Annotated in this window: 23 protein-coding genes; 22 read left to right on the top strand and 1 reads right to left on the bottom strand. The window is 50.7% G+C overall.

Annotation, left to right across the window (positions count from 1 at the left end):
• The first annotated feature begins 13 nt into the window (after positions 1-13).
• The 7 genes from EQU24_RS11860 to EQU24_RS11830 all read left to right on the top strand — a co-directional run bounded on the left by EQU24_RS11860 (position 14) and on the right by EQU24_RS11830 (position 8,602).
• On the top strand, positions 14-1,168 hold the full coding sequence (locus tag EQU24_RS11860) for an efflux RND transporter periplasmic adaptor subunit (protein WP_138767163.1): 1,155 nt from the start codon (positions 14-16) through the stop codon (positions 1,166-1,168).
• 8 nt (positions 1,169-1,176) lie between these two features.
• Positions 1,177-4,335 (top strand): efflux RND transporter permease subunit, encoded by a 3,159-nt coding sequence (locus EQU24_RS11855; RefSeq protein ID WP_412768460.1) that lies wholly within the window; start codon positions 1,177-1,179, stop codon positions 4,333-4,335.
• A gap of 30 nt (positions 4,336-4,365) precedes the next feature.
• Positions 4,366-4,662, top strand: a complete 297-nt coding sequence (locus EQU24_RS11850; protein WP_017839299.1) for a hypothetical protein — start codon at positions 4,366-4,368, stop codon at positions 4,660-4,662.
• Complete coding sequence (locus EQU24_RS11845; RefSeq protein WP_017839300.1) at positions 4,659-5,450, top strand: energy transducer TonB; 792 nt, start codon at positions 4,659-4,661, stop codon at positions 5,448-5,450. The genes EQU24_RS11850 and EQU24_RS11845 overlap by 4 nt, the downstream gene beginning before the upstream one ends.
• Positions 5,451-5,672: 222 nt before the next feature.
• On the top strand, positions 5,673-6,365 hold the full coding sequence (locus EQU24_RS11840) for a MotA/TolQ/ExbB proton channel family protein (RefSeq protein WP_017839301.1): 693 nt from the start codon (positions 5,673-5,675) through the stop codon (positions 6,363-6,365).
• 3 nt (positions 6,366-6,368) lie between these two features.
• Positions 6,369-6,779, top strand: coding sequence for an ExbD/TolR family protein (locus tag EQU24_RS11835; protein ID WP_017839302.1), 411 nt, complete (start codon positions 6,369-6,371; stop codon positions 6,777-6,779).
• Between the two features lie 653 nt (positions 6,780-7,432).
• Positions 7,433-8,602: an MFS transporter gene (locus EQU24_RS11830; protein ID WP_017839303.1), complete on the top strand. Its 1,170-nt coding sequence runs from the start codon at positions 7,433-7,435 to the stop codon at positions 8,600-8,602.
• A 9-nt stretch (positions 8,603-8,611) separates the two neighbouring features.
• Here EQU24_RS11830 and EQU24_RS11825 read toward each other — a convergent pair whose 3' ends face one another.
• Positions 8,612-9,493, bottom strand: a complete 882-nt coding sequence (locus EQU24_RS11825; RefSeq protein ID WP_017839304.1) for an HDOD domain-containing protein — start codon at positions 9,491-9,493, stop codon at positions 8,612-8,614.
• A 77-nt stretch (positions 9,494-9,570) separates the two neighbouring features.
• Here EQU24_RS11825 and prmB point away from each other — a divergent pair, with 77 nt between their 5' ends.
• The 15 genes from prmB to tsaE all read left to right on the top strand — a co-directional run bounded on the left by prmB (position 9,571) and on the right by tsaE (position 26,090).
• Entirely contained in the window at positions 9,571-10,503 is a 933-nt protein-coding gene (prmB, locus tag EQU24_RS11820; protein WP_017839305.1) for a 50S ribosomal protein L3 N(5)-glutamine methyltransferase, read from the top strand.
• A gap of 1 nt (position 10,504) precedes the next feature.
• Complete coding sequence (aroC, locus tag EQU24_RS11815) at positions 10,505-11,593, top strand: chorismate synthase (protein WP_017839306.1); 1,089 nt, start codon at positions 10,505-10,507, stop codon at positions 11,591-11,593.
• Between the two features lie 8 nt (positions 11,594-11,601).
• On the top strand, positions 11,602-12,762 hold the full coding sequence (locus tag EQU24_RS11810) for an MFS transporter (RefSeq protein ID WP_040575275.1): 1,161 nt from the start codon (positions 11,602-11,604) through the stop codon (positions 12,760-12,762).
• A gap of 237 nt (positions 12,763-12,999) precedes the next feature.
• Complete coding sequence (locus tag EQU24_RS11805; RefSeq protein ID WP_017839308.1) at positions 13,000-13,614, top strand: MotA/TolQ/ExbB proton channel family protein; 615 nt, start codon at positions 13,000-13,002, stop codon at positions 13,612-13,614.
• Positions 13,614-14,048: an ExbD/TolR family protein gene (locus tag EQU24_RS11800; protein WP_014148037.1), complete on the top strand. Its 435-nt coding sequence runs from the start codon at positions 13,614-13,616 to the stop codon at positions 14,046-14,048. Before EQU24_RS11805 ends, EQU24_RS11800 begins: the two co-directional genes overlap by 1 nt.
• 340 nt (positions 14,049-14,388) lie before the next feature.
• A complete protein-coding gene (gene lpxK, locus EQU24_RS11795) occupies positions 14,389-15,393 on the top strand; it encodes a tetraacyldisaccharide 4'-kinase (protein WP_040575454.1) in 1,005 nt (334 codons plus the stop codon).
• A complete protein-coding gene (locus EQU24_RS11790; protein WP_017839310.1) occupies positions 15,374-15,565 on the top strand; it encodes a Trm112 family protein in 192 nt (63 codons plus the stop codon). The genes lpxK and EQU24_RS11790 overlap by 20 nt, the downstream gene beginning before the upstream one ends.
• Positions 15,562-16,344 carry a 3-deoxy-manno-octulosonate cytidylyltransferase gene (gene kdsB / locus EQU24_RS11785; protein WP_017839311.1) on the top strand — a complete coding sequence of 261 codons (783 nt, stop codon included), beginning with the start codon at positions 15,562-15,564 and terminating at the stop codon, positions 16,342-16,344. Before EQU24_RS11790 ends, kdsB begins: the two co-directional genes overlap by 4 nt.
• Before the next feature lie 465 nt (positions 16,345-16,809).
• Positions 16,810-17,994, top strand: a complete 1,185-nt coding sequence (alaC, locus tag EQU24_RS11780) for an alanine transaminase (protein ID WP_017839312.1) — start codon at positions 16,810-16,812, stop codon at positions 17,992-17,994.
• A gap of 43 nt (positions 17,995-18,037) precedes the next feature.
• Entirely contained in the window at positions 18,038-19,348 is a 1,311-nt protein-coding gene (locus EQU24_RS11775; RefSeq protein WP_017839313.1) for a homoserine dehydrogenase, read from the top strand.
• 6 nt (positions 19,349-19,354) lie between these two features.
• On the top strand, positions 19,355-20,449 hold the full coding sequence (gene thrC / locus EQU24_RS11770) for a threonine synthase (RefSeq protein WP_017839314.1): 1,095 nt from the start codon (positions 19,355-19,357) through the stop codon (positions 20,447-20,449).
• A 587-nt stretch (positions 20,450-21,036) separates the two neighbouring features.
• A complete protein-coding gene (gene recJ, locus EQU24_RS11765) occupies positions 21,037-22,782 on the top strand; it encodes a single-stranded-DNA-specific exonuclease RecJ (protein ID WP_083877613.1) in 1,746 nt (581 codons plus the stop codon).
• A gap of 170 nt (positions 22,783-22,952) precedes the next feature.
• Positions 22,953-24,113 carry an HD-GYP domain-containing protein gene (locus tag EQU24_RS11760; RefSeq protein WP_017839316.1) on the top strand — a complete coding sequence of 387 codons (1,161 nt, stop codon included), beginning with the start codon at positions 22,953-22,955 and terminating at the stop codon, positions 24,111-24,113.
• 34 nt (positions 24,114-24,147) lie between these two features.
• Positions 24,148-25,617, top strand: a complete 1,470-nt coding sequence (locus EQU24_RS11755; RefSeq protein WP_017839317.1) for a bifunctional ADP-dependent NAD(P)H-hydrate dehydratase/NAD(P)H-hydrate epimerase — start codon at positions 24,148-24,150, stop codon at positions 25,615-25,617.
• Positions 25,617-26,090, top strand: a complete 474-nt coding sequence (tsaE, locus tag EQU24_RS11750; RefSeq protein ID WP_017839318.1) for a tRNA (adenosine(37)-N6)-threonylcarbamoyltransferase complex ATPase subunit type 1 TsaE — start codon at positions 25,617-25,619, stop codon at positions 26,088-26,090. The genes EQU24_RS11755 and tsaE overlap by 1 nt, the downstream gene beginning before the upstream one ends.
• Positions 26,091-26,356: the final 266 nt, after the last annotated feature.

The following is a 26,356-nucleotide window of genomic DNA, read 5'->3' as shown; positions in this document are numbered from 1 at the left end:
ACAAAAATACTTGATGAAAGCACTATTACCGATAGCGGTGTTACTGGGTGCCGTGGGTGCGGCCTGGGCAATGATCGAATTACGTCCCGGCATGTTGCCGCAGGCCGATAAATCCACGCGGCCCATGGTGGAAATCGTCCGGGTTAAACCGCAAACCGTTAGGCTCAATGTGATGTCGCAAGGCGTTGTAACGCCGCGCGAGGAAATCGATTTAATCGCCGAAGTGAGCGGTAAAATAGTAGAGTTGCATCCTGCGTTGGTATCCGGCGGTTATTTCGAAGCGGGCGATTTATTAGTGATGATCGATCCGCGCGATTACGATTTCGCCATCGTGGCCGCCCAAGCTAACATCGCCGAGGCGAAACGGGTACTGATCAACGAAAAGGCATTAGCCGAGCAGGCCCAAAGCGAATGGCTGGCACTCGGGCAAGGCGAGGCGAGCGATCTTGCGTTGCGCAAACCTCAATTGGCCGAAGCCGAAGCAAAATTATCGGCTGCCGAAGCCGATCTGGCCAAGGCCAAGCTGAACCGGAGCCGCTGTGAGCTCAGGGCGCCTTTTTCCGGACGCGTGTTGAGCAAACAAGCCGGCCGCGGACAGTATCTGTCGGCCGGTAGTGCGGTTGCCCGTATTTATGCCAATGATGTTGCCGAAATTCGCTTGCCTATCGGGATCGATCAACTGGCGTTTTTGGATTTGCCGCGGAATAATCGCAGCAAGCACCGTTGGCCTAACGTGACGCTACGCGCCGAAGTGGGCGGTCGACTGCAGCACTGGCAAGGCCGCATTGTTCGAAGCGAAGCGGCACTGGACGGCAGCAGCGGTCAATTGTTTTTGGTGGCGCAAGTCGACCGGCCGGAATGGGAGGGTCCGGGGCGTGCGCCTTTGTTGAGCGGCTTGTTCGTACAGGCCGAAATCGAAGGCGTCACACGGGAAAAAGTGTTTACGCTGCCGCCTGCGGCACTCAATTCTTTGCAGCAGGTGAAAGTGGTCAATGGAGAACGGCGCCTGGAATTTCGCAAGATTGAAGTATTGCGTCATGAAACCGATAGGGTGATCGTCAGGGCCGGTCTCCACGCGGGCGAAAGTGTGGTGATTTCCGAAATGCCGATGCCGGTCGCGGGGATGCAAGTTGTGATTACGAATACGCAAGCGGTTGAAAATCCATGAGTCGGCCGATGGATCAAGTAAAACTTGACGGTTTACTCGCCTGGTTTGCCGATAACCCGGTTGCCGCCAATCTGTTGATGCTGGTGATTCTCGCCGGAGGCGCATTCGGCATGATCGATGTCGACAAAGAGGTGTTTCCTCGCTTCAGTCCGCATCAGATCGAGGTGACGGCTATTTTTCCCGGCGCGGGTCCGGCGGAAGTCGAACAGTCCGTCTGTATCCCGATTGAAGAGGCGGTGCACGATTTATCGGGCATCAAACATCTGCACGGCGAAATCCGCGGCGATACTTGTACCATAGGGGTTGAGATACTGCCGAACCGCGACCGTGAACAAATGATGGCGCTGTTGCGTAGCCGAATTCAGTCGATTCGGCGACTGCCGAAGCAACTGGAGAACATCGACGTCTTGCCGTCCGACCGCAAAGACGATGACGGCGTGATTTGGGTGGCCCTGCATGGCGAAACCGATGCGTTCAGCCTGCAACGATTCGGCGACCGGATTCAACAGCAACTGGCTACCATTCCCGGCGTCAGCCGCGTGCGCAATTACGGCGAAATCGGCTACGAAATCAGCGTTGAGGTCGCGCCGGAGCAACTGCGCAAATATCGGCTGACTTTGGATGACGTTGCCGGGGCCATTCGTCAAGCATCGGTCGAACTGCCGGGCGGCTTGGTCAAAAACCCGGACGGCGAATTGTTGTTACGCGTCGACAGTCGCGCAAAAGATGCCGACGCGGTCGGCAGTTTGATCATTAAAACTTTACCCGACGGCAACCGTTTGCGGTTGGATCAAATCGCTACGATCAAGGACGGTTTGGAAGAGCGCTTATACACTTGGCGGCATAACGGTCAAACGGCTCAAGGCTGGGAAATCCACACCGAACAGGATAGCGTCGCGGTGGCGCGGCAGGTGAAATCGACGATTGAAGCCATGCGCGCTAATTTACCGGAAGGCTTGCGTTTGATTACTTGGTGGGACGATTCGCAAGCCTATGACGAGCGGATTGGAGCGTTGTTGGAAAACGGCCTAATCGGATTTTTATTGGTTTGTTCGGTATTGACGCTGTTCTTACGATTGCGCGTAGCCTTATGGGCAGGTGCGGGTATTTTTACTTCGATACTCGGCGCCTTTTGGCTGATGCCGATGCTGGATATTTCCTTGAATATGCTATCTCTGTTCGGTTTTTTGCTGGCAATGGGCGTCCTGGTGGACGACGCCATTATCATCGGTGAAAGCGTTCATAGCCGGCAAATGGAGGGGCGTGAGACGCCCCTACAAGCTGCGGTCAATGGCGTAAAGGCCGTTGCTTTGCCCGTCACGTTATCGGTCTTGATTGTGCTGGCGGCTTTTCTGCCCGGCTTATATCTTCCGGGCTGGGCCGGACAGATGATGCGGCCTATTTGCCTGATCATGATTTTGACCTTGGTCTTTTCCCTGATCGAGGCATTATTGATATTACCCTCGCATTTGGTTGCCGCTGTCGAATCGAACGCCAATCCGACCCGTTTGCAGAAGTTACGTACCAAGCTTAATCAAGGCATGGACCGTTTCGTCGACCGGGTTTACCGGCCGTTATTGAAAATTGCCTTGAGTTGGCGCTATTTGACGGTAGCCTTATTCGCAGCCTTGTTGATCTTATGTTCCGGCCTGGTCGCAAGCGATCGCGTCCGGCAATCGATCAATCCCGATGTGACCAAGGACAGTTTCTGGGTATCGATACAATTACCGCAAAGCGCGCCCTACAGCGAAGCCCAAGCGCTGGCTACCCGCGTTGAAAATGCTTTGTTTGCATTGCGCGATGAACTGGATGGCGTTGCTGAGGCCGGCCGGGATGCAAACAACAGGGATAACGTAACGCAGATGTATGAACGGAGCGTTATCGTCGGCATTGAAACGATTATTTGGGAGCATGGCGCCGGTATCTGGCTGGAGCTCTCTTCGGAAGGCCGGCAACGAATCAAGGTTGAAAACTTTATCCGGGATTGGCGGCAACGGATCGGCGACATCGGCCGAGGTAAAGTGGACTTTATTTTTAAGGAAGGTGACGAGCCTTATGACATCGAGTTGATGCTCGGTTCCGATCAGCCGAATATCTTGGCCCCGGCTGTCGAACAACTCAAACAGCAACTCAAGGCTTTTCCGGGCGTATACGATGTCATCGACTCGGCCGAACCCGGCAAACCGGAAATTCATTTGACGCTGAAACCGGATGCGGAACGGCTGGGATTGAGTTTGGAACAATTGGCCGAACAAGTCCGCCAAGGCTATTACGGCGCAGAGGTCTATCGATTCATACGCGGACGTAAGGAAGTGAAAGTGATGGTGCGTTATCCGTTGCATGAACGGCGATCGTTGGATCAATTGAAAGCCCAGCCGATCCGCTTGCCGAACGAAACGAGTGCACCGTTGACCAATTTAGCAGAAGTCGAGTTGATTCAAGGTTACTCTCGGATCCATCGGGAAGACCGGCAGCGCGTATTGAAGGTACAAGCACGCGTCGATCCGACGCTGACCGATGCCAATGAACTCTATGTCCTGCTCGAAAAGGATGTCTTTCAAACCTTGGAAAATCAATTTCCCGGATTGAATATCCAAACCGGTCAACAGCGTCAGGAACAAAAAGCGTTGCTGGCTGCTTTTAGCAAAAACACACTGATTGCGCTGTTGGTGATTTATGCGCTGATCGCAGTGCCGTTTCGTTCCTATAGCAAACCTATCATTTTTTTGTTGGCCGCCCCTGTGGCTTGGTGCGGTGCGGTGCTGGCGCATTGGGGCGTCGGTTTGTCGTTATCGATGGAATCCTTGGTCGGCATGATCGCCGCCAGCGGGATCGTGATTAATGACAGCTTGGTATTGCTGTATTGCATACGCCAATCCGGCGACGACCGAGACCCGCCTGTGGAAGCGCTAATCATTGAAGCGTGCGCCTCACGCTTTCGCCCTATTTTATTGGCATTTTTGACCACTTTTGCCGGCTTTTTACCGACGCTGCTGGAAACCAGTGCGCAGGCGCAATTTCTGATTCCGATGACCTTGTCGCTGTCCGCGGGCTTACTGGTCGGTATGTTGGCCAGCCTGATTCTGACGCCGGTCTGTTATACCATTTTGGATCGTCGCAGATCGCCGGTCGTTCCCCGTACTCATGCCGCTCTGTCGTCTGACTGAATTTATAAACAACTATGAGGAGCCAGTTTCATGCATAGCCAATCCGAAATAGAACAATCCAAAACCGAACCTGTTCAATGCACAGACACTTCTTTTCCGTCGGTGCGCTATTTTCAAGTTCATTTTGAGTTTCTGCATGAGCAGTTTCAGCAGACTTTGGAAATGCTGGAATCTTTGCAAACGCGAATGCAGCAGCTTGAGCAGCAAATGGCGAAAGATAAAGCAAAGCAGGAGAGCTTTGCAATCTCATTGCAAAGCCTGGCCAGTCATCAGGATTCGTTATCGCGAGCGCCACGGATATCGGAAAAAAGGGTTGGACGGCGATGAGCGGAAAACTATTCAATTGGTATAGGTTAGAGCGAGGAAGCCGGCATAGCTTTTTGGCGGATTCCGCAATGAATGGCCGGGACGATTTTTCACCCAAGCTCATACAAATCCCGGCAACCTCCCGCTGCCGGCCTATCGCTGTGGCGCTGGCTACGCTAGTCGTAACGCTGCTGCACGGATTCCTGTTGTTTTGGTATGTCACTAAACCCGCGCCTGTGCCGTTTTCCGCCGCAGCGCCGTTGCCGATGATCTCGATGGAATTATCGGCGCCGCCGGCACCTGTTGCGAATCAAGACTTGGCGCAGCCCAAGCCGGACCCCCCGAAGAAAGTTATCAAGCCCAAGCCTGAGAAGCCGAAGGTTAAGCCTAAACCCAAATTACGCCCCGCTGAAACGGCAGTGAAACAAGTTGATGTCCAAAAAGAAGAACAGGAAAGTGCGCCGCCCGCCGCCGCGGCACTTCAAACCCAACAACACGACGCCATGGCCGCGCCAAGGAATGACATCTTTGTCCCTGCCGACAGTAATGCCGCTTATCTGAATAACCCCAAGCCGGTTTATCCTACGTTTGCCCGGCGCCGGGGGTGGGAAGGTACCGTCGTGCTGCGCGTTCATGTCGGTGCCGATGGCCATACGCAACGGGTGACTATTCAACGTTCCAGCGGCCATGACGTACTCGACGAATCGGCGATGGATGCCGTCAAGGAATGGCGGTTTGTACCGGCTAAACGCGGAGAAATAGCCGAGGCCAGTTGGGTCAAAATACCTATCGTATTTCATTTGAAATAGCCTCCCTGTAATGACGGGTGGCCTACCTTGCCCGGATTACACGGATGTTGGCCTTACCGGATGTAATTATTCAGAACCCCTTATCGTTCCCACGCTCCCCCGTGGGAACGATAATTGCCGGGTACTGAATAGTTACGACCGGATCATGATGATTCGGCAGGATGACAAGGAAATGCAAGAAATAATTATTTACAAAAACTAAAAACTATTCAGGAGAAAATTATGAACTTTTCCGAAACCGCCATCGTTGACGGCACGCTATACACGCTGGGCTTTTTTTCATTGCTGACTTGGAGCGTGATCTTGCTGAAAGCCGGAGAAATCGCCTGGCATCGCTACCGCAATCGACAATTGATTAAAAGCCTGACAGGCGATGTGTCGCTGAAATCGGTTTCTTCCCTGGCGAAGCAACAGAGCAAGCCGTTGGCTATTCAAGCCGGGAGGGTATTGACGGTCGGCCATCAAACCTACGTACGGGCTCAGAGCCAACCCAGCTATCAGAAAACCGACCATGCCGCCTGGCATGAGCTAATCGAACGTACTTTGAGACAGCAGTTGCAAAAGGAAAAGGCCTTGCTGGACTCAGGACTGGGCTGGCTGGCCAGCATCGGCAGCACTTCGCCGTTTATCGGTCTGTTCGGTACGGTGTGGGGCATCATGCACGCCTTAAAAGACATCGGAACTCAAGGTTCGGCCAGTCTTGAGGTCGTCGCAGGGCCGATCGGCGAAGCCTTGATCGCTACTGCTTTGGGAATAGCCGTGGCCATTCCGGCAGTGATTGGCTACAACTTTTTTCTGCGCCGGAACCGCCAACTGCTGGCCGGTTTGGAACATATCGCCACCGACTTCATGCGCAGTTGTATCGAAACCGATTTAGTTGCCACCCAATCCCAACGCCAAACTCAGGAGGTCTAAGTCATGGCCATGCAATTGCCCAGCGAAGAAGAAGGCGGAGAAATGAGTGAAATCAATGTCACGCCATTGGTGGATGTGATGCTGGTGCTGCTGGTGGTGTTCATCGTCACCGCACCGTTATTAACCCAAGTCGTCAAAGTCAAACTACCCAAAACCGAACAGACCGAACCAACGCCTGATAAACATGTCGCCATATTGGCAGTCACCGCCGGCGGCGAAGCGCAACTGGACGACAAAACCATCCCGCTACCGAATTTGGAAGGCGAACTGAAAGCCTTGCAAGAACGTGATCCGGAAATCAGCATTCAGCTGCAAGCCGATCGGGCCGCGTTGTTCGAGTCGGTTGCCAAGGTGATGGCCAGCGCGCAACGCTCCGGTATCGATAAGTTGTCGTTTGTTACGGTAGCGCAATAGATCAGGCACTATACCCAGGGTAAACGCATTAAAACTATATATAAAATCAAATGGTTATAATGCGTAGTATTTTCAGTAATTTCATAGCGGCAGCCTTTATTGCCACAAAATAAAAAACTAACAAATAAAATATTCTGCAAGCTTAGGTTGAATAGTCATAACATATTGATATGGCATTTATTTTAATGCGTTTGCCCTGGCACTATACCCTTCTTATTGAGATAATCGTTCAACCTAATAAGAGCAATTGGCATATGTTGGAGTCCGTTCGTGCTGAGCCCTTCGGCTGCGCTCAGGAGAGCCCTGTCGAAGCATGAAGGGGCTACAACACATACGCATTAAGCTAAAAACGGCCAACCCACATCCGCTTTTCCCCAAGTTGCTATTAAAACATGTAGCCCGTATGCAGCGTAGCGGAATACGGGATTGGCGTGACTCCGAACTTCCCGGATTACGTTACGCTCCATTCGGGCTACGCTGTTTAGGGCCGCCGTGAACCCGTTCATGGGGTCTTGACGGCCGATCGAACGCGGAGCATCCTGGGAACCGCTTGGATTTGGAATACTTTCGCGGCCTCAGGATCGTGGGAACCCGAAATAGTCTTCAATCCGCATAACGAGAAAATGAGCCATGCGTTCTACGGGAGGGGCGTGATGAAGGTCGATAGAATACCCATACCCAAAACAATCTGGACGCTTGGATTCGTCAGCTTGTTTATGGATTTATCGTCGGAATTGATACATAGTCTGTTACCGATTTTTTTAGTCACGACGCTCGGCGCCTCGGCATTGACGGTCGGTTTGATCGAAGGTGTGGCCGAGGCGGCGGCCTTGATGGTCAGAGTATTTTCCGGAACGATCAGCGATTTTTTCGGCAAGCGTAAATTCCTCATTTTTATCGGCTACGGCATGGCGGCCTTGTCGAAGCCTTTGTTTCCGATGGCCGGTAACGTCGAAACGGTGTTTACCGCGCGTTTTCTCGATAGGATAGGCAAGGGCATACGCGGCGCGCCGCGTGATGCCTTGATCGCCGATGTGTCTCCGCCGGAAATTCGCGGCGCGTGCTTCGGCTTGAGACAATCGATGGATACGGTCGGCGCTTTTTTAGGGCCGTTGCTGGCGGTGTTGTTATTGTTTCTTTATCAGGGCGATATCGAGCTGGTGTTGTGGGTTGCGGTCGTTCCGGCTTTGTTCGCCGTGCTGTTGATTGTTGCCGGAATCGAAGAGCCGAAGGCACGGTCAAGTCACAAACCGGCGCGCTCGCCGTTGAGTTTCAAGATATTGAAGGAATTTTCCGGGCGCTATCGCTGGGTTGTCGCATTGGGGGCCTTGTTTACGATGGCTCGGTTCAGCGAGGCTTTTTTGGTGCTGCGCGCCGCGCAAATCGGCTTGGCGGTGACCTGGATACCGTTGGCGATGGTGTTGATGAGTTTGGCTTATGCCTTGTCGGCTTATCCTGCAGGGCTTTGGTCCGACCGGGTCGAGAAAAGAGGCTTGCTGGCCTTGGGGATGGCGTTTCTGGTTCTGGCCGATTTGATTCTGGCAACAGCCGAGACCTTGCCGATGTTGTTTGCGGGTTTGGCCTTGTGGGGTTTGCACATGGGTTTCAGTCAAGGCATTTTGGCCGCGATGGTCGCCGACACCACACCGGCTCACTGGAAAGGCACGGCCTACGGTTTTTTTAATTTTGTCAGCGGTGTCTTCATGCTGTTGGCCAGCGTGTTGGCCGGTTGGCTGTGGGACCGTTACGGCGCCGAATTTACCTTCTATTGCGGAGCGCTGTTTGCTTCGTTAACGTTGTTGATGTTGATGAAGCGCTATTAATTCGGAGCATCAATGCAGCATCAGCCGGATTTGTTCGATTTCTTCCTTGGCCATGTCCAAGATTCCGATGCTGGCATCGATCGTTAGTCCTCCCGAAGCCAGTTTTCTAAAAGCGGGTAGTTGATCTATTTTGGGCATTTTTTTGATGTCGATCTTGCCGATGAAACTATGAAGTTGCGAGATCATCACTATGTCGGCGTAATCCGGTGGGCCGTCATTGTCGCGATACCAGTTCTCGGCGTTGATAATGACATCTTCGAAGTCTTGCGGAAAATCCCATTTACGCAGAATTTGCAGGCCGATATCGACGCGCAGTTTTCGTACCGTTTCGACCAGGTCTTTCGGATTGTCGATAATTTCCGGGCGTTTGTCGGCATGCGTCAATATCGGGACGACGCCGATGTCGTGGATGAGGCCGGCCAGCATCGCCTTGTCAGGGTCGAAACCGGGGATTTTGTGGGCTAATACCGCGCTGATAGCGGCAACATAGCTGCTGTGCGCCCAGAGATCGGTCATTTTTTTGCGAATCACCGGCGTTTTGGCTTGAAAGACTGCTTTCATCGCGAATGAGGTGATAATGTCCTGAGCCGCTTTTAATCCGATGCGGGTCAGAGCTTCCGGGCAGCTTTCAATTTTTCTTCTGCCTCGATAAAGCGGGCTGTTCGCAATTCTGATCAAACGGGCGGTAATCGCCGGGTCGATCTGAACGACTCTAGCGATTTTGGCATTGTTGGCCGTCTGGTCGTTGATCGCTCGTCGAATTTTGAAGGCGACATCGGGTATCGTCGGTAGTTGCAGTTTATCCTTCTGCATCGACTTATAACAGTCGAGGTACAGTTGATTTTTGGCAAGGCTCGAAGCAATGGCGGTAGTATCCGGTGATGTGCTCATGTTCTGTTTAATATTCGGGCAAGCCAAAAGAGTTTAGTTTAAAATTGCCCGTTGAGTCGAGATTTCCGTTATTTACCATGTCAGACAATTTTTCCGATATATCCGCCACATTAACGACCATTCGCGATTATATTCGTTACGGCGCCAGTCGGTTTCGTGATGCCGGCGTGTTTTTCGGGCACGGCACCGTGTCGGCGATCGATGAAGCCGCGGCTATCGTTTTGCATACCTTGCATCAGCCCTACGATCTATCGCCTGTTTATTTAGACAGTACCTTGACGATGTCGGAGCGCGAGTCGATTCTTGCGATGTTCGAGAGGCGGGTCAATGAACGTAAGCCATCGGCCTATTTGACCCATGAAGCGATTTTTGCCGGTTTATCGTTTTTTGTCGATGAGCGCGTATTGATACCGCGCTCGCCGATCGCCGAGCTGATCGAGGATCAATTCAACCCTTGGGTCGATCCCGATTCGGTCAACCGAATTCTGGATTTGTGTACCGGCAGCGGCTGCATCGCGATCGCCTGCGCCTATGCTTTTCCTGACGTTCCAGTCGATGCGGTCGACTTGTCCGAAGATGCGTTGGCCGTGGCCGCGATCAATGTCGAAAAACATGATAGGGTCGAGCAAGTCACGCTGTTTCAATCCGATTTGTTTTCGCAATTGCCTCACGAACGTTACGACATCATTGTCAGTAACCCTCCCTACGTGGCCGTCGAAGAATGGCAAAATCTGCCTCCCGAATATCATGCCGAACCGGCGATGGGCTTCAAGGGCGGCGAGTCGGGTCTCGATATCGTGCTGCAAATTTTGGCGAACGCCAAAGATTATTTGTCGAAACACGGCGTTTTGATCGTCGAAGTCGGCAGCAGCGCCGAAACGCTGCAAAACCGGTTTCCCGAAATCCCTTTTTATTGGTTGGACTTTCAGCGAGGAGGCGACGGCGTATTTTTGTTGACCGCCGAACAAGTCGATCAATTTCATCCTTTATTCATAGACGCATTAAATTAATATGTCCGGAAATACGATAGGTAAGTTGTTCACCGTGACTTCGTTCGGCGAAAGTCACGGACCCGCATTAGGTTGTATCGTCGATGGTTGCCCTCCCGGCATGGCGTTGTCGGAAGACGATATTCAAATCGATCTCGACCGACGCAAGCCGGGTACCTCGAGACACACCACGCAGCGCCGCGAAGCCGATCAGGTCAGGATTCTATCCGGGGTTTTCGAAGGCAAGACCACCGGTACGCCGATCGGTTTGCTGATCGAAAATACCGATCAGCGCTCGAAAGATTATTCGAAAATCGCCGAAAGCTTCAGGCCCGGCCATGCCGATTACAGCTATCAGCATAAATACGGTTTTCGCGATTATCGCGGCGGCGGGCGTTCATCGGCCCGCGAGACGGCGATGCGCGTGGCTGCCGGGGCAATCGCGAAAAAGTATTTAAAGGCATCGGCCGATATTGAAATTCGCGGGTTTCTGTCGCAATTAGGCCCGATTAAGATCGAAAAATTCGAATGGTCCGTCGTCGAAACGAATCCTTTTTTCTGTCCTGATGTCGATAAAGTCGCGGAGATGGAGCAATACATGGATGCTTTGCGTAAGGAAGGCGAATCGATCGGCGCCAGAATCGAAGTGATCGCGTCGAATGTGCCGCCCGGTTTAGGCGAGCCGATTTTCGACCGGCTCGATGCCGAGCTGGCTTATGCCTTGATGAGCATCAACGCGGTTAAGGGTGTCGAAATCGGTGACGGTTTCGCCTGTATCGATACTAAGGGTACCGCCTTTCGCGATGAAATCACGCCGGAAGGTTTCTTGAGCAATCATGCCGGAGGGGTTCTAGGCGGCATCAGCACCGGGCAAAACATTCGGGCCAGCATCGCGTTGAAGCCGACTTCGAGCTTGAGATTGTCCGGCAGAAGCATCAATGTCAGGGGCGAGCCGATTGATGTAGTCACACAAGGCCGTCACGACCCCTGCGTCGGCATCCGCGCGACGCCGATCGCCGAAGCGATGACCGCACTCGTGCTAATGGACCATCTCTTACGGCATCGTGCCCAAAATTTCGAGGTCGATTCCGGCTTGCCGACTCTGAGATAAGTCGCGGTATGTCCGTACCTTATTGGCGACTGTCGGGATTCTACTTTTGTTATTTTGCTACGCTAGGAGGTTTTTTACCCTACTGGAGCCTGTATTTGGAAAGCGTAGATTTCAATGCGATTGAAATCGGCGAGCTTTCGGCATTATTGGTCGGTACGAAAATCATAGCGCCGAATATTTGGGGCTGGATTGCCGATCGAAGCGGGCGAAGTTTACGGATTATCCGCATAGCATGTTTTTTTGCGGCTATTTTATTCAGCGGTTTTTTGTTCGTTGAAGGTTATTTCGCATTTGCCTTATTGACGGTGGCGTTTAGTTTTTTCTGGAATGCCGCGCTGCCGCAATTCGAAGCGGCAACTTTGTTTCATTTAAAGCAAGAACCGCAACGCTACAGCCAAATTCGGCTATGGGGGTCGATCGGTTTTATCGTTACCGTTACCGGTATCGGCGGCTTGCTCGACTGGCAAGGTTTGGCCTTCATGCCGGAAATTATTACCGGGCTTTTGGGATCGATTTGGCTTATGGCGTTATTGACGCCCGAAGCTTATGCATCCCAGCAAGGCATTGACGGTATCGCCATCGGAGGAATTTTAAAAAAGCCTGAAGTCTGGGCGTTTTTTTTCGTTTATATGCTTTTGCAAGTCGCGCATGGCCCCTATTATGTGTTTTATTCGATTTTTTTGAATCAGCACGATTATTCGGGAACGACGACCGGTATGTTGTGGTCGTTGGGAGTTTTTGCCGAAATCGTGTTGTTTGTATTGATGCGTAGGGTATTGGTAAAGTACTCGCTAAGACATATTTTATTGGTCAGTATCTTATTGAGTATCGTTCGTTGGCTGTTAATTGGTTGGTGTGCGGATAATCTTGCTTTACTGGTATTCGCGCAAGTGCTTCATGCCGCGACTTTCGGAGCAACGCATGTGACGGCGATTCATCTGGTCGATTATTATTTCGGCCATCGACACCAAGGCAAGGGGCAGGCGCTTTATAGCAGCGTCAGCTTCGGCCTAGGCGGCGTGCTTGGTAGCCTGTACAGCGGTTATTTTTGGGATTCGCAAGGCGCCCGGTTCGTGTATAGCATTGCAGCGGTTTGTTGCTGTTTGGCGTTATTGATTGCCTATGTTTGGGTGGGCCGTGATAACGCCAAGCAAGCGGGATTCGTTTAAATTAGTTAGGCTACTCACTTAACGCGGGACAGTTTAAGGTTAATCCGTTCGTGGTGAGCCTGTCGACCATAGGCGGATTAACCATCCACCCTTCGACAGGCTCAGGGCGAACGGTTAATCCTTAGTGCTTTTGTCCCGCCTTAAGTGGGAAGCCGGGTTATCGAAAGCGTCATTCCGGCTGATTTATCTGAAGCGGTATATTTTTTGTCTTAAGTTTTATAAACATAGGTAAAAATAGTGTTCGATTTGATTAAAAGCGGCGGCTGGTTAATGCTGCCGATTATTTTATGCTCCATCGGTGCGATGGCGATCATTGGCGAGCGGTTTTGGACGCTACGCAAAAATAAAATATTGCCGCCCGATCTCGTTCCTCAGATCTGGAAATTGTCCCGCGAGGGCAAGCTCGATGCTTCGGCGTTGCGCAGCCTTAAAATGAGTTCGCCGTTGGGCGCGGTTTTAGCCGCAGGGCTTGCCAATAGCCGCCACGGCCGGGACATCATGCGCACTAGCATCGAAGAGGTGGGACGGCAAATCGTTCATGATTTGGAGAAATTTCTGAATACTTTGGGTACGATTGCCTCGATCACGCCGTTGTTGGGTCTTTTGGGAACCGTGGTCGGGATGATCAAGGTATTTACGGCTATCATGATGCATGGCGTCGGCGATCCTACGATATTGGCCGGAGGTATTTCCGAGGCATTGATTACGACCGCTGCCGGCTTGAGCGTTGCGATTCCGAGCCTGATTTTTCACCGCTATTTCGAGCGCTTGGTCGATGAATATGTCTTGAATATGGAAGAGGAAGCGTTACGCTTGATCGATGTGTTGCACGGAGAGCGTGAGGAAGCCTGATGGATTTTCATCGTAAAAAAAGAGAAAAGCTCGAAATCAGCATTACGCCGATGATCGATGTCGTCTTTTTATTATTGATTTTCTTCATGGTGACGACAACCTTCAATCGGGAAACCGTATTGAACATAGATTTACCTGAAGCCGAAGGCAGCGAACCCGAAAGAAAACTGAGGCAGATCGAGTTGAGCATCGATTCGGACGGCGTCTATTATTTGACCGGCGAAGACGGTTTGCCTCGTCAATTGGTTAATCAAGAAAAAGAAACGCTCAAACAAGAGCTGCTCAAATTGGCCGGTTCGTCGCGATCGATCCCTTTCGTCATCAATGCGGACGGTAAAACGCCGCATAAATCGGTCGTAATGGCTTTGGATATTGCCGGGCAAATCGGTTTTAAACATATTACCTTTGCGGCAATAAAACCTAATGGCGGATAAATGAACGACTTATACTTAGGAATATGCACAAAATAACTTCTATAAGTAGTAGGCTTTGCGGCGGCTCGGTAACTCGCTTGACAGGACGCCGTGAATACGTCCATGTAGGCTTGACGGCAGCTATCCCTGCCGCCGACACCTGTCAATCGAGCCACCGAATCCCCTTCCAACAGTTGTCTAAGTTATTTCATGCTCGTTCCTTAGAGCAGCCACATTTTCGGTTTTCTAACGCGCTCTTTTGTCCGGTAGCTACGTTGCGAAAACAGTTACATAGCTTGCTATGCGGCTGTTTTCGCGCCTTGCTACCGAACAAAATAGCATTGCCATAAAAGCCGAAAACATGACCGCACGAAGTATATCGCTCGATACCGTTTGGTATCAAGGCCGATTTCCCGCTAAGGTTTTATTACCGCTTAGTTGGGTTTTTAGAGGAGTCGTCGAGCTCAGGCGTTTTTTTTATCGCGCAGGTTGGGTCAAAAATCGGCGTCTGCCGGTTCCGGTCATCATCGTCGGAAATATCAGCGTCGGCGGTACTGGGAAAACGCCGTTAATTATTGCGTTAGCTAGGCTTTTGAAGCGGAACGGTTATAAACCTGGCGTCATTAGCCGCGGATATGGGGGTGAGGTCCGTGACGCTCCGGTTAAAGTCGATCCTTCGGGCAATGCTGCAGTAGTGGGCGATGAGCCTTTGTTATTATCCAAGCACTCCGATTGCCCTGTCGCGGTCTGCGCAAATCGTTTTGAAGCAGGACATTTATTGTTGGAGCAAGATGGCTGCGATGTCATTTTATCGGACGACGGTTTGCAGCATTACAAATTGGCGCGCGATATCGAAATTGCTGTCGTCGACGGCGAAAGACAGTTCGGTAATGGTTATTGTCTACCGGCCGGGCCTTTGAGAGAACCGGTCGAACGACTGTTTGAAGTCGACTTTATCATCGAGAATGGAACAAAAACCGAAGACGAACGTTTTTCGATGACACTCAACGGCGATATGGCTGTCAATCTGGCGACCGGTTCGACCAAGCCATTGCAAGACTTTATCGGTTTGAGTTGTCATGCGGTGGCCGGAATCGGCAATCCCGACCGGTTTTTCAACAAGTTGACCGCCGCCGGCCTGCATTGCATCAATCATAAATTCCCGGATCATTATTCGTATCGCGCCGACGATATTGAATTCGGGGAGTGTCCGGTATTGATGACCGAAAAAGACGCGGTCAAATGCTTTGGTTTCGCGCGCGATACGCATTGGTATGTACCGGTGACGGCCCAACTGGAGCCGGCCTTTACGAATCGATTTTTAACCTTATTGAGAGAAAAATATGATGGATACAAAATTACTTGAAATTCTGGTCAGTCCGGTCAGTAAGGGGCCGCTGATTTACGACAAAGAAAAGCAGGAATTGATTTCTATTGCCGATCGCTTGGCGTTCCCGATACGGGACGGCATACCGGTCATGCTTGAAGACGAAGCCCGCGAATTGAGTCAAGAAGAAGCCGAAGCCCTGCGTAAATGAGTATTCCGTTCAAAGTCGTGATTCCGGCACGCTACGGATCGACTCGGCTGCCGGGCAAGCCGTTGCTGGCTATCGCCGGAAAACCGATGATCGCGCATGTCTGCGAACGGGCAAGGGAAGCCGATGCCGAAGAAATCGTCGTGGCAACCGACGATGCGAGGATTTTCGATAAAGTGTTGGAACTCGGTATTCAAGCCGTGATGACTCGCCACGATCATCAAAGCGGGACCGAGCGTATTGCGGAAGTCGCCGAGTTATGCGGATGGAGCGATGATACGATTATCGTCAATCTGCAAGGCGACGAACCGCTGATTCCGCCTGATTATATCCGGGATGTCGCGGAGGCTTTGGCAGGCCAACATCGTGCAGGTATCGCAACGCTTGCGGCACGCATTACCGATCCGGATGAAATCTTTAATCCCAACTCCGTCAAAACGGTGCTGAATAAGAACGATTATGCGCTTTATTTCAGTCGTGCGCCGATTCCGTGGGATCGCGATCATTTCAGTCGGCAGGGCGGAGCCTTTTCAGGAAAAATCGATTATTTGCGTCATATCGGCATGTATGCGTACCGCGTCGATTTCTTGCGGCGTTATTGCGGCTGGGAAGCTTCACCGCTTGAGGCGGTCGAGTCATTGGAGCAGCTTCGAATACTGTGGCACGGCGAGTCGATTCTCGTTAACACCGTCGCTAAAACTCCGGAAGCCGGTGTCGATACCGAGGACGATTTAAAACGCGTGGAAGAGGTTTTAGGGGGAAAGATGAAAGATGAAAGATGAAAGATGAAAGATGAAAGATGAAAGATGAAAGATGAAAGATGAAAGATGAAAGAGGATTGGGTACGCTGCGCGTACCTAACCCAGGTTAAACCCTAAGGGCTTTGGCTAATATTGGCGGGTACGGCTTTGGTACGCGCAACATACCCTTTAGTTCCGGCGATAAACCGGTAAAAAAGTATTGATAAATTCTTTAATAAGTTCAATTTTCATTTTGATGCCTCCTGCTAAGTCGTTGATTTTTGGCTCTAGGAAGCAAATAAAAGTAGGTTGACTGTCTGTTTTTCACCTCAAAAAAATAATAAACAATTGAATTATAATGATTAATATTTTATTTCGACAGCCTACATCTTTCCTCTTTCTTCTTTCATCTTTCCTCTGATGTATAATTGACAGAGCCTTTGATTAACAGTAATTTAGACGGTTTTTTAAACTTACTGACTAACAAATCTTTCTTCAGAGCCGCAAATGGAACAATTTCATCGAATCAGTCGCTTGCCTCCCTATGTTTTCAATATTGTCAACGAGCTAAAAGCGAAAGCACGAGCGGCCGGGGAAGATATCATCGACTTCGGGATGGGTAATCCCGATCAGCCGACACCCGAGCATATCGTCAAAAAGCTGGTCGAGGCGGCCCAGCGAGAAGACACGCACCGTTATTCCGTTTCCAAGGGTATTCCTCGATTACGGAGAGCGATTTGTACTTGGTATAAAACGCGCTACAACGTGGATTTAGACCCCGATACCGAGGCTATCGTTACGATAGGCTCCAAAGAAGGGCTTGCGCATCTGGCTTTGGCGACGCTGGGTCCCGGCGACGTCGTTCTCGTTCCGAATCCGGCCTATCCCATCCATCCGTACGGTGTCGTGATCGCCGGTGCCGATATTCGTCATGTGCCGTTGGTTGCCGGTGTGGATTTTTTCGAGGAACTGCATAAAGCCATCGTCGATTCATGGCCGAAGCCGAAAATGCTGATTCTCAATTTTCCGGGTAATCCGACTACCCAATGCGTCGAGCTCGATTTCTTTGAAAAAATCGTTGAAGTGGCGAAAGAACACAATATCTGGGTGGTACAAGATATTGCCTATGCCGATATCGTTTTCGACGGCTACAAGGCTCCGTCCATACTCCAAGTAAAAGGTGCGACCGATATCGCGGTCGAATTTTTCTCATTATCGAAGAGTTACAACATGCCCGGCTGGCGGGTTGGTTTCATGTGCGGAAATAAAGATTTAGTTGCGGCGTTGGCGCGTATCAAATCCTATCTCGATTACGGCACATTTACGCCGATTCAGATTGCCGCGATCACCGCGCTGGAAGGGCCGCAAGATTGCCTGGCCGAGATTGCCGAGATGTACCGGAAAAGGCGAGATGTCTTATGCGAAGGCTTGACGGCCGCAGGTTGGCCGGTGCCGAAGCCGAAAGCGACGATGTTTGTTTGGGCGCCGATTCCTGAGCCTTATAAAGAAATGGGGTCGCTCGAATTTTCGAAAAAATTGCTCGCCGATGCGAAAGTGGCAGTGTCGCCGGGCATCGGGTTCGGACAGTACGGAGACGATCACGTTCGTTTCGGTTTGATCGAAAACGAACACAGAACCCGACAAGCGATTCGCGGCATTCGACATATGCTCAAGAAAGACAAAGTTGTATAATGCTCGATTTGTTCGGGTTATGGGAAATTAGTAGGAGTCGAATTTGAAGCCGGTCAAAGTTGGGGTCTTAGGTCTAGGTACCGTCGGCGGTGGCACCGTCAATGTCTTGAAACGCAACGCCACTGAAATTGCGCGCCGCGCAGGGCGTGAAATTATCGTAACGCGCGCCAGTACTCGCGATCTCGAGCGAAGCCGTATTTGCGATACGCAAGGCATCGCGTTGACGACCGATCCTTATGAGATCGTCAACGATCCGGAGATTGAAATCGTTTTGGAATTGATCGGCGGCGATACGATTGCGAAAGATTTAGTGCTCAAAGCGATTGAAAACGGTAAGCATGTCGTGACCGCGAATAAAGCCTTGATTGCGCTGCACGGAAATGAAATTTTTGCAAAAGCCAGTGCCAAAGGTGTCATGGTTGCGTTCGAAGCTGCCGTTGCCGGCGGAATTCCTATCATTAAGGCGATTCGTGAAGGCTTGAGCGGCAATCAAATCGAGTGGGTGGCGGGAATCATCAATGGCACCGGCAATTTTATCCTGACCGAAATGCGTGACAAAGGCCGCGATTTCGCCGATGTCTTGGCCGAGGCTCAGGCATTGGGGTATGCCGAGGCCGATCCGACTTTCGACGTAGAGGGAATCGATGCGGCGCATAAATTGACTATTTTGGCTTCAATCGCGTTTGGTATTCCCTTGCAATTCGATAAGGTTTATACCGAAGGGATTACGCAAATCACGCGCGACGATGTCGATTATGCTGAAACATTGGGCTATCGCATCAAGCATCTGGGCATTGCGCGGAAAACTTCCGAAGGCATCGAACTGCGCGTGCACCCGACCTTGATACCGGCACGCAGATTAATCGCCAATGTCGATGGTGTGATGAATGCGGTATTGGTTAAAGGCGATGCGGTCGGGCCGACCTTATATTATGGCGCAGGTGCTGGCGCCGAACCGACGGCTTCTTCGGTCGTTGCCGATGTGATTGATGTCGTTCGGGCAATGACGAGCGATCCTGAAAACCGCGTGCCGCACTTGGCTTTTCAACCGAACGCGCTGGCCGATATTCCGATGCTTTCGGCCGAGCAAATTCATACGGCTTATTATTTACGGCTCAATGCCGAGGATAGGCCGGGTGTGTTAGCGGACATTACTCGCATCTTGGCTTTGCACGACATCAGTATCGAAGCGATTATTCAAAAAGAACCGCATGAAAACGAAAAATCGGTGCCGATTATCATGTTGACTCAAAATACACTGGAATCGGAAATGAATGCAGCGATTACCGTGATCGAACAATTGACGACCGTAACCGGCAAAGTGTGTCGCATTCGTCTGGAAACTCTGGGATAAAACACAATGACAATTCGTAAACGCTATACAGGTTTAATCGAAACTTATAGAGATCGTCTACCGGTCGCTGATGGCACTCGGTTGATCAGTTTGGGCGAAGGCAATACACCTTTGATACAGCTGCAAAACATTCCAAGATTGATCGGCAAGGACGTCGATATTTATGTGAAATTCGAGGGCTTGAATCCGACCGGCTCGTTTAAGGATCGCGGCATGACGATGGCTGTGACCAAAGCCGTCGAAGAAGGCAGTCAAGCTATTATCTGCGCATCGACCGGCAATACGTCGGCGTCGGCGGCGGCTTATGCGGTACGCGCCGGCATCAAAGCCTTCGTACTGATTCCGGAAGGCAAGATCGCGCTGGGTAAATTGGCGCAAACTTTGATGTACGGGGCCAAGATCATTCAGATCAACGGTAACTTCGATCAGGGCATGGCTTTGGTTAAGGAAATCGTCGATCATGCGCCGGTCTCGATTGTCAATTCGATCAATCCGTTCCGTCTCGAAGGACAGAAAACCGCTGCGTTCGAAATCATCGACGAACTGGGCACCGCGCCTGATTATCACTGTCTACCGGTCGGCAATGCCGGCAATATTTCGGCCTATTGGAAAGGTTACAAGGAATATTCGACCGATATCGGCTCCCTGAAAGCCGTGACGAATAAGCGTCCCGTGATGTGCGGTTATCAAGCGGCCGGCGCCGCGCCTTTCATCGCCAGAGAAATGATCGATCATCCCGAAACGGTCGCAACCGCGATACGCATCGGACGCCCGCAATCTTGGGATTTAGCTTGGACCGCGCAACGCGAATCGGAAGGTTGGTTTGCGGCAATGACCGACGAGCAAATTTTGGCAGCGCAAAAATTGTTGAGTTCGAACGAAGGCATTTTTTGCGAGCCTGCCTCGGCGGCATCGCTGGCCGGCGCGTTGCACGATATCGAATTGGGGAATATTCCCGAAGGCAGCACGATCGTTTGTACATTGACCGGCAACGGCATCAAAGATCCCGATATCGCGATCAAGCAATGTAAAGACGCGCATCCGGTCACGATCGAAGCCGATTTGGACGCAGTCAAGAAAGCGATACTCGATAGTCTATAAACCTAAAAAGAGCAGTTGGTAAGTGTTGTAGACCGTTCGTGCTGAGCCAAGTCGAAGCATGAAAGGTCTACAACACTTACACCGGATTGGTGAAGCCTCAAACTACCGTTCACCCTTCGACAGGGCTCTCCTGAGCGCAGCCGAAGGGGCTCAGGGTGAACGGTAGTTTGAAGCTCTCAACTGCTCTTTTTAGGATAAACTTAATTATTAAAACCCCCTTATCGTTCCCACGCTGGATCGCTCATCGTTATACATAAATTGTAGGGTACGCTGCGCGTACCAAAGCCGTGCCCTGGCGGTTCGGTTGGCACATGAACATCGCGGGGTTACCATGGTACGCACAGCGTACCCTACGCGGATCATCTGGTGTTAGGTGAGGGAGATTCGAGGGTATTAAGTGACGATAATTTGCTGGGTGTTGCATTTATGGGTTGAATTCGCCAGGGTTTGAGAGCAGTGATGGCGTGCTATCTGGTAAGACAGTCATGTAGTTGACGGTTATACTAACGAAACTGGGTTGGGTAATTTCCACTCGACCCTTGTCCCTTGTCCCTTGAACCTTGCCCCTTTCTCCTTGCACCTTACCCATGTACTCCCAAGGCGTTAAAAAAACAATTATTCCCCGTCCTCCGGGTAAGAAAAAGCTGGATTTGGGTGATATGCACCCGGTGTTGCAGCGCATATTTCTAAGCCGGGGTATTAAATCCGCGGATGAATTAGACCGTTCGTTGGCAGGATTGCCTTCGCCGTGGCTTTTGTCCGGGATGAAGGACATGGTCGCTCATTTGATCGAAGCGCTAAATCAGCAGAAGCGAATCACTATTGTGGCCGATTTCGATGCCGACGGGGCGACCAGTTGCGCCCTTGCTATCAGGGGCTTGCGCATGCTCGGTGCGGTCAATGTTGACTTCATCGTGCCGAATCGTTTCGAATACGGTTACGGGTTGACGCCGGAGATTGTCGAGTTGGCCAAACGCCAAGCGCCCGAATTGATTATCACAGTCGATAACGGCATATCGAGCATAGCCGGCGTTGACGCGGCTAAGGCACTAGGGATTAAGGTTTTGGTTACCGATCACCATTTGCCCGGCGAGATATTGCCTGAGGCCGATGCAATCGTCAATCCTAATTTACCGGACGAAGCTTTTCCTAGCCAAGCATTAGCCGGTGTCGGCGTAATGTTTTATGTACTGACCGCACTGAGAGGCCGTCTTCGTGAAATCGATTGGTTTCAACAACAAGCCATCCCCGAACCGAATCTAGCGCAACTACTGGATTTGGTTGCCTTGGGCACGGTCGCCGATGTCGTGCCGCTCGATCAGACCAATCGAATCTTGATTCATCAAGGCTTGCAGCGAATTCGTTCGGGCCGTTGTCATCCGGGAATACTGGCCTTGGTCGAGGTATCGGGTCGTAATTATCGGTATTTATCCTCATCCGACCTAGGCTTTGCACTGGGGCCAAGGCTCAACGCTGCCGGGCGCATGGACGATATGGCGCTGGGCATCCAGTGTTTGCTGACGGATGATCTTCCTTTGGCCAAGGATATCGCACAGCAGCTTGACGAGATGAACAGGGATCGCCGGGATATCGAAGGTCAGATGAAGATCGAAGCGATGGGACTGTTGAACGAAATGAAAGCCTTAGATGAAAAACATCTGCCGGCCGGCGTTTGCTTGTTCGATGAAAATTGGCATCAAGGTGTGATCGGTATTCTGGCATCAAGAATCAAGGATAGACTGCATCGCCCGGTCGTAGCTTTTGCGCCGGCCGGTAACGGCGAAATCAAAGGTTCGGCGCGTTCGATTCCCGGCGTGCATATTCGTGACGTTCTGAGCGACATAGCTGCAGCTCATCCCAATATTCTCAATAAATTCGGCGGCCATGCGATGGCTGCCGGAATGAGCATACAAATGCATGATTATCCGCCCTTTGCGTTGGCCTTCGATGAAATGGTCGGTCGGCGTATAGCGAATATGGACCTGGAACAGACGGTGTATTCCGACGGCAAACTATCGGAAAACGAGTTGACGTTGGAATTCGCCGAGTTATTGCAACGTTCTGGCACTTGGGGGCAGGAGTTTCCGGAGCCGGTTTTCGATGGCGTATTCGAAGTCATTCAGGCCCGTATCGTCGGGCAGCATCATTTAAAACTGGTGCTGCGTCAGGCCGAAAACAAGCAGTTGATCGACGCGATTGCGTTTTTTATCGAAAAGCCAGAACAATGGCTGGGAATTCGAACGATCCATGCTGCTTACAAGCTTGATATCAATGAATACCGAGGCAATCGAGCCCTACAATTTGTGATTCAGTATCTGGAAAAACTCAATTAAATAATGGAATACGAACGAGGCTGATCTTACCGACCATTACTGAACTATCTAAAGTATTGCTACGAAGTGTGAAAGATATACTGAGACGTTAGAGTTCAGCTTTTCGTAAAATTTGTAGTCTTCAGGCTATACTGAATGGTACGAAAAAATTCCGAAGCTTTAGGTGCGCTATGGAAATAGAATTAGTCAAAGTCCAGCCCAGCGATATCGAATTAAATACGCCGCTGCCTTTTTCCATTTTTACCTTTGAGCAATCGTTGTTATTGAAGAAAAATACGATTGTTAGCACTGAAAAGCAACTTAACGTGTTGCTTGAAAAGGGTGTTTATAGGAATCTTACCGAACAAGAGATCGAGCTACGAGAGGCTTTAAAGCAAGAGCCGGATCAAAAAAAACTACAAACCAATCCGTTTACCGCTATCGCTTATTGCAACCAAAAACTGTATCCACTGCTGCAAGATATAGCAGCTCAAGAAGCCGAGGGTGCACAACCGCGAATAACGAAAATTGCCGAGCTTTTACGGATTATTACGGTATTCGATCCTAATGCCGCATTAGGCGCGATTCATTTACTAGGCTGCGCTAATAATTACGCCGTCATTCATTCGATTTATACGGCTGTATTGTCCGGCTTACTTGGTCGGCGCAGGCAGTTATCCGATAAAGATAACGAATTGATCATTAGCGCGGCGCTGACGATGAATTTAGGCATGCTGAAATTACAGGATCGGCTTTATCAACAAGATTCTCCGCTGACGAGTGAGCAGCGTCAGCAAATCATAGAACACCCTAAACAAAGCGCCATGTTATTAAAAAAAGCCGGAATTAAGTCCGAAGATTGGCTGGCAATGGTTTTGCATCATCATGAAAAAAACGACGGTAGCGGTTATCCCAATAAGCTCAGTGGAGATGCTATCAGCGAAGGGGCTAAAGTCATCTCTCTGGCTGATATCTATACATCGTTGATCACCGGCCGCAAATATCGAGATCCGATTTTGGCGCATGATGCGATCAAATCGCTGTTTGCGAAACGCGGCAGTGAAATCGATGAGCAATTGGCCAATCAATTCATTCGCGAAACCGGTATCTATCCCCCCGGTACATTTGTGAGTTTGCAAAACGGCGAAATTGCTTTGATTACTAAGCGAGCCACAGTTAAGAGCAGTAAAACATCTGGGCCTTACGCGCTCGCTCTTGTAAGCCCTTGGGGTGCCTTTTATCGAGAGCCTCAAAAACGCGATTGCGGCATTGCGCTGTATAAAATTAGCAAGCCTTGTTCGGCGCCAAAGGGATTTAACGTTGATCAAGCCAATAAGTTTTGGGGCTATTAAGCCGAACTTAAAAACAATTATCTTCGATGAAGCAATGAATAGGCAAGACCTTCCAAACGAATTATATTCCGCCGATCAAGTAAGAGAACTGGACCGAACGGCAATCGATGACTTTTGCATTCCCGGTTATGAATTAATGTGCAGGGCAGGTCAATCGGTATTTGAGCGGGTCAAGGCGTTCTGTCCGGAGGCGACAAGTTGCGCGATTTTTTGTGGTGGCGGTAACAATGCCGGAGATGGCTATGTGATCGCGCGTTTAGCGATCGCAGCCGGAATGGAGGTAACGGTTTATTCTGTTGTCGAGGCTTCTAGGCTTAAGGACGATGCGCTCAAGGCATATCGAGATTGCATCGATAGCGGCTGTAAAGTTGCGGCCTATGATACGAAAGCTTTACTTGGCGAAGAAGTGATCATTGATGCGTTACTAGGTACCGGCTTGGATCGTGAAGTCGAAGGTTTATATGCCGATGCGATAGCGGCCATCAATGCCAGTAGGGCTTTCGTCATTGCGGTCGATATTCCAAGCGGATTGAATGCCGATACCGGAAAAATCATGGGCTGTGCAGTCAAAGCGGATTTGACCGTGTCTTTTATCGGGTTGAAAAAAGGCTTGTTTACCGGAGATGCGCCGGATTATTGCGGAAAAATTTATTATGCATCGCTCGATATTCCTAACGCGGTTTTTGACAAGGTCGATTGTGCGGCGCAACGCATTCGTTTTCTGCAACCACCGCGAAGAAGTCGCTGTGCGCACAAAGGTCATAATGGGCATGTCTTAGTTATCGGCGGTGATCTCGGTTATTCGGGAGCGATTCGTATGGCAGGCGAAGCCGCGTTACGGGTTGGAGCAGGGCTCGTTACTGTGTTGACCCGACCTGAGCATGCCATATTGATCAATAGCTCGCGGCCGGAACTGATGTGTCGTGGCGTCATCGAGCCGGAGTGCATCGATGCAATCATTGATAGCGCAGATGTTGTTATCTTGGGTCCCGGATTGGGACGAAGCGATTGGTCGAAAGGTTTATTCGATGCCGCGACCCGAGTCGCTAAGCCGATGGTGATCGATGCTGACGGCTTGAACTGGCTGGCGGATTCGGGGCAATACGGTGACCATTTCATATTGACGCCGCATCCGGGCGAGGCTTCGCGGTTGTTGAAATGTTCAGTATCCGAAGTCGAACAGGATCGCTTCGCCGCAGTATCGTCGATCAGGCGGCAATATGGGGGTATTTGTGTACTGAAAGGGGCGGGTACATTGATTGCTAGTCACCATCATATCGCAGTTGCCGATGTCGGTAATCCGGGCATGGCAACAGGAGGCATGGGGGATGTTCTGACCGGCGTGATTGCCGGGCTGTTGGCTCAAGGGTTCAGCAATTGGGAAAGCGCCGAACAAGGTGTTTATATTCATGGTTCGGCTGCCGATGCGGCTGCTGTCGATGGCGGTGAGCGGGGCCTTTTGGCGACCGATTTGATGCCTTATTTGAGGCACTTGGTAAACTAATGCAAATAAAACTGAGAAATACAGAGGCTACCGAAGCCTTCGGCGCCGAGTTGTCTAGGCTGTTGCCGCATAAGTGTCTGATCTTTTTAAAAGGCCAATTAGGCGCCGGAAAGACTACGTTGGTCCGGGGCTTGTTGAGAGCGTTTGGACATCAGGGCGCGGTTAAAAGTCCGACTTATACGCTCGTTGAGGAGTATATGTCGAATGGTCGGGCCGTTATTCATTTTGATTTGTATCGCCTCTCCGACCCGGAAGAGCTGGAGTGGATCGGGATTAATGATTATTTGGATCAAGATGCGGTTTGTTTAATCGAGTGGCCGGAAATGGGCGAAGGTTTTCTACCGGAGCCTGATTTAGTCTTGACCTTAAGCGTTGTAGGGCAAGAGCGAAACCTAAAAGTGGAGACCAGCAATTTAAGCGTAAAAAACTTTTTATCTAGCGTGATAAAACAAAGACATACTGCTATACTTTAAACAAATTTATAACTTGAATACTTTTAAAATTGAGAGGCGACGAAGCGATTCATCGAAGTGCTTGTATTTTCAATCATTTACTCCCTTTTGATTGAAAAACCGCCTAAGAATAAAAGGTATGGGATATGTCTATCGAGGACCGCCGTAAACCCATCCATGGGGGCTTGACGGCAGCAGGGCAGATTTTGCTTGGAGCAAAAATCTGCCCTGCTGCCGACATCCTCGCTACGCTAGCCACACCCCATACCTTCATAAAGCTAACCATT

Source organism: Methylotuvimicrobium buryatense (assembly GCF_005931095.1).
Lineage (GTDB): Bacteria > Pseudomonadota > Gammaproteobacteria > Methylococcales > Methylomonadaceae > Methylotuvimicrobium > Methylotuvimicrobium buryatense.
This window is presented reverse-complemented; position numbering and strand designations above follow the sequence as displayed.